The sequence below is a fragment of the Planktothrix tepida PCC 9214 genome (assembly GCF_900009145.1).
Lineage (GTDB): Bacteria > Cyanobacteriota > Cyanobacteriia > Cyanobacteriales > Microcoleaceae > Planktothrix > Planktothrix tepida.
This window is the reverse complement of sequence record NZ_LN889782.1, coordinates 1-5,578: the sequence shown is the minus strand read 5'-3', so window position 1 is coordinate 5,578 and position 5,578 is coordinate 1. Positions and strand designations below refer to the sequence as shown.

Here is a 5,578-nt window from a genome sequence, read left to right as displayed (position 1 = left end):
TCCGGTTAAGGTGAGATTTTCTACTTCCGTAGGTAAAGTATAGCTAATAGAAGATTGAACTAAGTCGATTCCTTCACCTGCTAATTCTGTTACAATATCCCCAGGATTATCGATATTATAAGTATCGTTTCCGGCTTTCCCAGCGAGAATATTATTAGCAATATTTCCTGTAATAATATTGTTTAAACTATTTCCTGTACCATCAATGGTGGCTGTTCCTGTTAAGGTGAGGTTTTCTACTTCTGTAGGTAAAGTATAGCTAATAGAAGATTGAACTATATCTGTTCCTTGACCTGCTAATTCTGTGACAATATCTCCAGCATTATCGACATTATAAGTATCGTTTCCTGCCTGACCTTGGAGTTGGTCGGCTCCGCTACTGCCATCGAGAAGATTATTAGCAATATTTCCGGTAATAATGTTATTTAAACTATTTCCTGTTCCGTTAATAGCTGCTGTTCCTATTAAGGTGAGGTTTTCGACTTCCGTAGGTAACGTATAGCTAACAGAAGATTGAACTATATCTGTTCCTTGACCTGCTAATTCTGTGACAATATCCCCAGTATTATCGACATTATAAATATCGTCTCCAGTCTGACCTTGGAGTTGGTCGGCTCCGCTACTGCCATCAAGAATATTATTAGCGGTATTTCCTGTAATACTATTATCTAAACTATTTCCTGTACCATCAATGGTGGCTGTTCCGGTTAAGATGAGGTTTTCTACTTCTGTAGGTAAAGTATAGGTAACAGAAGATTGAACTAAATCCGTTCCTTCACCTGCTAATTCTGTGACAATATCCCCAGCATTATCGACAATGTATGTATCGTTTCCGGCTTTCCCAGCGAGAATATTATTAGCAATATTTCCTGTAATAATATTGTTTAAACTATTTCCTGTACCGTTAATAGCTGCTGTTCCTGTTAAGGTGAGGTTTTCGACTTCTGTAGCTAAAGTATAGCTAATAGAAGATTGAACTAAATCCGTTCCTTGACTTGCTAATTCTGTGACAATATCTCCAGCATTATCGACATTATAGGTATCGTTTCCTAGCTGACCTTGGAGTTGGTCGGCTCCGCTACTGCCATCAAGAATATTATTAGCACTATTTCCGATAATAATGTTATTTAAACTATTACCTGTACCGTTAATAGCTGCTGTTCCTGTTAAGGTGAGGTTTTCTACTTCCGTAGGTAACGTATAGCTAATAGAAGATTGAACTAAATCCGTTCCTTGACCTGCTAATTCTGTGACAATATCCCCAGCATTATCGACATTATAAGTATCGCTTCCGCCCTGACCTTGGAGTAGGTCGGCTCCGCTACTGCCATCGAGAATATTATTAGCGGTATTTCCTGTAATAATATTATTTAAATTATTACCTGTGCCATTAATCGCAGCACTTCCTGTTAAGGTGAGGTTTTCTACATTGGCGGGTAAAGTATAGCTAACAGAAGATTGAACTAAATCCGTTCCTTCTCCCGCTAATTCTGTGACAATATCCCCAGCATTATCGACATCATAAGTATCGTTACCCGTTTCTCCCACCAGGCTATCAGAACCCACACCGCCAATGAGTAGGTCGTTGCCGTCTCCACCCCTTAAAGTATCATTGGAACCTAAGCCATCAAGGGTATCGTTTCCGGCTAAACTGTTGATATCATCGGCGTTGGGGGTTCCCACCAAGGTATCAGAGCCGGAAGTACCAAAGAGTGTTCCATCATAGCGCACCAGGGCAATGTCCCAGTTGTTGCTGCCGTTGTTGGAGAAACCTGCCACCAGAATCTTGCCATCTGCCTGCACCGCTACACTTCTGCCTAAGTCGTAAGAAGTGCCGACAGCCGTGGTGACAATGCCATCTCCCCCACCAAAGAGGGAATCCGGTGTGCCGTCGGCATTATAACGCACCAGGGCAATGTCAGAGTCGATGCCGTTGTTGTAGGAATAGCCCGCCACCAGAATCTTGCCATCTCCCTGCACCCCTACACTTCTGCCGACGTCATCGTAAGAAGTGCCGAAATCCGTGGTGACAATGCCATCTCCCCCACCAAAGAGGGAATCCGGTGTGCCGTCGCCATTATAACGCACCAGGGCAAAGTCATCGTTGGTGCTGTTGGAGGAGTTGTAGGATTGGCCCGCCACAAGAATCTTGCCATCAGCTTGCACTGCTACACTGTAGCCGGAGCCGTCAAGACTGCTGAGATCGGCGGTAACAATGCCATCGGTATCAAAGCTGGTATCCAATGTACCGTTGGTATTGTAGCGCACCAGGGCAAAGTCATTATTATTGCTGTCGTTGAAGGAGTCGCCCGCCACCAGAATCTTGCCATCTGCCTGCACCGCTACACTCCATCCTTCGTCGTAAGAACTGCTGAGATCAGTGGTAACAATGCCATCGGCATCAAAGCTGGTATCCAATGTACCGTTGGTATTGTAGCGCACCAGGGCAAAGTCATTATTATTGCTGTCGTTGAAGGAGTTGCCCGCCACCAGAATCTTGCCATCTGCCTGCACCGCTACACTTCTGCCTAAGTCGTAAGAACTGCCGACAGCCGTGGTGACAATGCCATCCGTATCAAAGCTGGTATCCAATGTGCCGTTGGCATTGTAGCGCACCAGGGCAAAGTCAGTATTATTATTGTTGAAGCCGTAGGAGTAGCCCGCCACCAGAATCTTGCCATCTCCCTGCACCGCTACACTCCAGCCTTCGTCGCCAGCAGCACCAACAGGGGTAGTGACAATGCCATTTCCCCCACCAAAGAGGGAATCCGGTGTGCCGTCGCCATTATAACGCACCAGGGTAATGTCAGAGTTGGTGCTGTTGTAGGAGTAGCCCGCCACCAGAATCTTGCCATCTCCCTGCACCGCTACACTCCAGCCGTAGGCATCAACAGTGCCAACAGGGGTAGTGACAATGCCATCCCCACCCCCAAAGCTGGTATCCAAGTCTCCGGCTGCTAGAACTCCTGTATAGTTAGCGATGACTTCGGGCTGAAATGCAACTTCCACTGATACAGGATGAGTTGTTTTCTCTAACTGCCAGTTACCCTTACCGATGAAGTTCGCTGAGGCTGCAATAGGTGCTTGGGTTAGTTTATGGAGTTTCTCGATGAATTCTTCTCCTTTATCTCCTCTCCCAACTTCACAGCCGTATAAACACAAGCTGCGAATTGACCAACCTTTGAGTTGAGTTTTATACTTTTCTAGGGTTTCAAGGTTCAGTTGACTGTTGCCCAAGTTTAAGCAACCCGGACTGCCATGAGCCACCAGATGTACCGTTGGACGCTGGGGACGCTGGCACAAAATTGTTGTGATTTGTTGAATTCCATCTTTTGTGGAGTCGAGGACAACGATTTCTACTCCGGCTTTGACTCCTGGGATTAAACTCTGATAGTCCTCAACTTGGCTATCAATAAAGACCAGGGTTGTTGAGGGATTAGAGACTGGGAATTTGACGGGTGAGAGACAGGATGGTTGAGTCATGGTGGTATATTTGAATTGGCAATAACAAAACAACCCAGTTAATACAGGGTTAGACTGTAGAGATAGGGGACAAATCCAGTTTGTAGTAGCGAAAAGATCGGGATATAACTAATAATAACAGATTTTTTTATTTTTCTATAATTTAATATTTTTTTAATCAATATAAACTTGTCTTGTGTTGACACTCCCCCGTCAAGCTACGCTGTGACGGGGGATTCTTGTTTCATAGAAGAATGCTTTTTAGCGCAAGCACCAACGAGTCTTACATCCTCTCCACAAGCTTGAATTTCCGTATGTCCTACGGTATTTGTTGACAGGATTCTTATACCCACTTCCCGAATGTTTCGTGCTGCGTTTTCATCTCTATCGTGGTGAGTTTGACAGTTCGGACAAACCCATTCACGAATACTTAAGTTTAATGAATTATTCTTGAACTGGCAGCAATGACAAAGTTTTGTGCTAGGGAAAAATCTGTCAACTTCAATTAACTTTCCTCCTTCTATGAGCCAGTTTGTAGTTTAGGAAATTAATTAGCATCCCAAATCCAGCGTCTAATACAGATTTTGCCAACTTGGTACGAGCTAACCCTTTAACACAAAGGTTTTCCACTACAAGTACAGACGCGCCATGGCGCGTCTCTACGTTCTCGTCAACTAACTTTCGAGAGAGTTTATGAAGAAAATCTTGTCTAGTATTTGCTATTTTTTCATGAACTTTAGCGACTCTTTTAACTTGCTCTTTACGATTATTAGACCCTTTTACCTTTCGAGATAATGCTTGTTGTCTTCTTTTTAATCGTTTAGCATATTTTCGGGTAGGTTTAATCGGGTCAACCTTGGTATAGGTTTCACCATCAAACACCGTTACTAAATTCGTTAACCCTAAGTCAATCCCTGAGATTTTCCCGGTTTTATCAAGGATTAAATCGTCAGTTTCAAACAAAATAGCGGCAAAATATTTATCTGTACTGGTCTTAGACACGGTGACAGATTTGATTTTGCCGCTAATTGCTTTTGGAATTCTAGCCTTAACAACCCCCAACTTAGGAAGTTTTACGCCATTTCCTTTGATTGAACAACTTTCGGGATAACGAATGGATTGCTTTTTGTGTTTACTCTTGAATTTAGGAAATCTAGCTCTTTTTTGGAAGAAGTTTTTAAATGCCGATTCCAAATTTTTGAGTGATTGTTGCAATGCAGCAGCAGTTACTTCTTTCAGAAACAGGTAATCCGGTTGTTTTTTGAGTTGGGTTAAATCCTTTGCCATATCACAATAACTTAACCCTTTCCCGGTTTCCTTGTACTGATTGTTAGTTTTCTCTAAGTAATAATTCCAAACAAATCTGCAACAGCCAAAGCTTTTCGCTAAAGCTGTTTGCTGTTCCTTGTTTGGATATAACCTTACCTTGAGAGAATCCAACATTGCTGCTATTTTTTAAAAAAAAAATCTTGTTTTAAGATAACATTTATTTGGTTTTTGTGCAACCTCTATCTATGTCAATTAAATCGTATTCGCTACCGCTCATGTTTTTATTTTGTCGTGATTCATCTCACCGCCAAGCTGACGCTGTGGCGGGAGTCCTCTCACGACGATTAAGATAGTGCCAGGGAGGACGCTGGCTGATATTAATAAGTGCTTGTGCCAAATCAATTACTGTTATGAGAGAGGGAACAGCTTAACGGGGAATCACCCAAGGTGTCAATAATGATGTTCGGGTACTTATAACTGAGTTTGAGAGAATGCAATTGTGTTCCGATAGTAACAAAAGCATCCTAAAGGAATTTAGTCCTGAATTAAAAATTGATTAGCAGTTAAGGCAGGTTTATTAGTTAAGGTTAGGAATTGACCCCCAGTACCCCAACCTGATGCTGTACCATTTTGATTGTAAAATAATCCTCCGGTTGTCGTGTTATAAACAAGATCAGCAGCACTGGTCGCTGCTACAGTATCGTTAGTAACTGTGGCAAATTCACTACTAACAGAAAATCCGGTTCCTGCATTAGAAATAATTGTGTTAAAGGTGTTTTTATCTAAAACAATTTGATCAGTTTGGGAGATATTAAAATCCGTAATTGTATCAATACCCACCCCAGAA

The 5,578-nt window shown here is 42.6% G+C and carries 3 protein-coding genes and 1 pseudogene; all 4 read right to left on the bottom strand.

The window, feature by feature from the left end; genetic code table 11:
• Positions 1–3,483: DUF4347 domain-containing protein (locus PL9214_RS03275; protein ID WP_139294955.1), on the bottom strand; the 3,483-nt coding region annotated here is incomplete at its 3' end.
• Positions 3,484–3,680: 197 nt separating this feature from the next.
• Positions 3,681–3,968 (bottom strand): zinc ribbon domain-containing protein, encoded by a 288-nt coding sequence (locus PL9214_RS32155; protein WP_245824213.1) that lies wholly within the window; start codon positions 3,966–3,968, stop codon positions 3,681–3,683.
• Positions 3,964–4,905, bottom strand: a complete 942-nt coding sequence (locus tag PL9214_RS03270; RefSeq protein ID WP_245824163.1) for an RNA-guided endonuclease InsQ/TnpB family protein — start codon at positions 4,903–4,905, stop codon at positions 3,964–3,966. Before PL9214_RS03270 ends, PL9214_RS32155 begins: the two co-directional genes overlap by 5 nt.
• 360 nt (positions 4,906–5,265) lie before the next feature.
• Positions 5,266–5,578, bottom strand: a pseudogene (locus tag PL9214_RS31100) (hypothetical protein); the annotation flags it as partial.